The following is a 2472-nucleotide window of genomic DNA, read 5'->3' on the forward strand; positions in this document are numbered from 1 at the left end:
ATTTAGACTTAATTAAAACCATCAACTATTAATAGAAAGTTGAAAAGAAATTATCCCGTAAAAGAATATTATCTGAAAATACGGGTATTTAAGCACGATTTAATGGATAAAAAAGTTAATTTTCAGGGTCATTTAATCCCTAAAAACACCTCTCATTTTTTTACTGTTTAAGTTTATCGTCGGTTTTGTCAGATGAAAAGTCCGGGTGGAAAACATGAAATTATCATTGAAAATTCCCACTCAGTCATTTTCTCCATGAGATTGAATTGGAGTCACAGAAATATCATTAGTACAACACTTGCGTACTTATATTTGTACAAGTACAGCTATGGGTACAACATTGGGAGGTAATGACTATGAATACAATGAGCTATTCAATGACTCATCATCTTTTCGCTCAACATGACGCATTGCAGCCGCTGTCCTTCTCATTATAGCAACCAGTTTTTCAGCCTGAGGCTGACAACTGTGGCGCAGGGAAAACCCGTAATAATCTTTCCTTCCTGTGTTAACTCTGTTACGAACGATCGAATATCACGTGGTTCAGGGGCTTCCAGCAAATCGGTTTCTATTAGTTCCAGTTTGATAAACGGCCTCATGGTTTCTGCATCCTTAATATCCGGTGGCGCTGTCAAAAGCTCTTTTTCCCAACGTGCCAGCCGTTTGGCTGGCAGTGGATGAATAGTGGAAAACCATTTTTTGAGTAAATTTTTTAATTTCACTTTCATTCGGAAAGATCTTCATCAGGGGGACCTAAGCGATCCAGTTCGGCCAAAATCAATGGAATTTGATCCTCTAAATCGGCGGGTCTTTTATCTTTACTCCACCAGATAAGCGGTCCACGACGTTTATAATCTACTTTACTGACCGCCTCTTTGCCATTTAATAAAAACTTCACCATAAAGGCGACTGCCAGCGCTTTATCATTGCCACTGCTTAAGAAGGCAAAAGTATAGCTGCTGACGTTAGGGATAAATACTCGCTCGATAAGGTTATTATTTTCGTCTAGTCCGTAGACTTTGAGATACAGAATATTAGTTTTTTCTGCCATACCCACTTGTGGATAACGGGCGACATAGGCTTTACCTTTATACCAGGTGTAAAAAATCTGTCGTTCACGATTGATAATTAATGGTGCCTGACGGCGTGAAAAAAAAATACCCCAGATGAATGGTGGAATGATTAGCAGATAGAGCAACAGGAACCCCATGTCAACTTTAAAGAAATAGTCGCTGTATAGATAATAATTATAGCGGTAATGCAGGTATTTTCTCAGGGAGATCTCTTTATCATTGCCAATATAACGAGCATTTTCCATATAGTCTGGTAAGTCATTTCTCAGATAAAATTCGTCGCCATATTCCTCTTTTACTAGATTGACCCACCGATGGATAGCTTTCTCATCATTTTTACGGTCTTCGATAAATCCGTTAATATTGAGAATAAGGCTACTAATAATCCCTAATGTTACTGGGATCAGGGTAATGCTTCTAAAACGGCGCTGGGGACTTCTAACCCAGCACTCTTTATCATTTAGGCGATCTAGTATTTCCACATGTTTAATAGTTTCTTCATTCTTAATATCCAGTGGTGCGGCTAAAAACTCTTTTTCCCAGCGTGCCAGCCGTTTGGCTGGCAGTGGATGTATAGTAGGAAACCACTTTTTGAGTAAATTTTTTAATTTCACTTTCATTCGGAAAGATCTTCATCAGGGGGACCTAAGCGATCCAGTTCGGCCAAAATTAATGGAATTTGATCCTCTAAATCGGCGGGTCTTTTATCTTTACTCCACCAGATAAGCGGTCCACGACGTTTATAATCTACTTTACTGACTGCTTCTTTACCGTTTAATAAAAACTTCACCATAAATGCGACTGCCAGCGCTTTATCATTGCCATTGCTTAAGGCCGCAAAAGTGTAGCTGGTGACATTGGGGATAAAACCACGCCCGATAAGGTTGTTATTCTCATCCAGACCGTAGACTTTGAGATAAAAAATATTAGTTTTTTCCCCCATTCCTAATTGTGGATAACGGGCAGCATAGGCTTTACCTTTATACCAGGTGTAGAAAATCTGTCGTTCACGATCGATAATTAGTGGCGCCTGACGGCGTAAAAAAAGTATAGCCCATGCAAAAGGCGGAATAATCAGCAGATAGAGCAGTAGGAAGCTTATATCAATAATGAGAAGTCGAGTGCTACTTGGGTAAAAAGTATAACGATAATATAAATATTTTCTTAGCGAAATTTCTTTATCATTACCTATATAACGGGCATCTTCCATATAATCGGGTAAGTCATTGCGTAGATAAAATTCTTCTCCATATTTCTCCTTTACCAACGCTACCCAATCATGAAGATTAGCTTCAGCGCTTCTTCGTTCTTTTATAAAATCATTTACTGTTAATAATAGGCTGGTAATTAATCCTAATGTAACCGGGATTAAGGTAATACTTCGGGCGCGGCGTTGGGT

At 38.9% G+C, this 2472-nt stretch carries 3 protein-coding genes; all 3 read right to left on the reverse strand.

From position 1 onward, the window contains the following. Nucleotides 1-431 precede the first annotated feature (431 nt). Entirely contained in the window at nt 432-728 is a 297-nt protein-coding gene (locus tag AM629_RS20830; RefSeq protein ID WP_054481695.1) for a hypothetical protein, read from the reverse strand. Continuing rightward, nucleotides 725-1693, reverse strand: coding sequence for a hypothetical protein (locus AM629_RS20835; RefSeq protein ID WP_054481697.1), 969 nt, complete (start codon nt 1691-1693; stop codon nt 725-727). The genes AM629_RS20830 and AM629_RS20835 overlap by 4 nt, the downstream gene beginning before the upstream one ends. After that, a partial coding sequence (locus AM629_RS24110; RefSeq protein WP_054481699.1) for a hypothetical protein occupies nt 1690-2472 on the reverse strand: 783 nt, incomplete at its 5' end. The genes AM629_RS20835 and AM629_RS24110, both read right to left, overlap by 4 nt.

The sequence above is a fragment of the Photorhabdus heterorhabditis genome (genome assembly GCF_001280945.1).
Lineage (GTDB): Bacteria > Pseudomonadota > Gammaproteobacteria > Enterobacterales > Enterobacteriaceae > Photorhabdus > Photorhabdus heterorhabditis.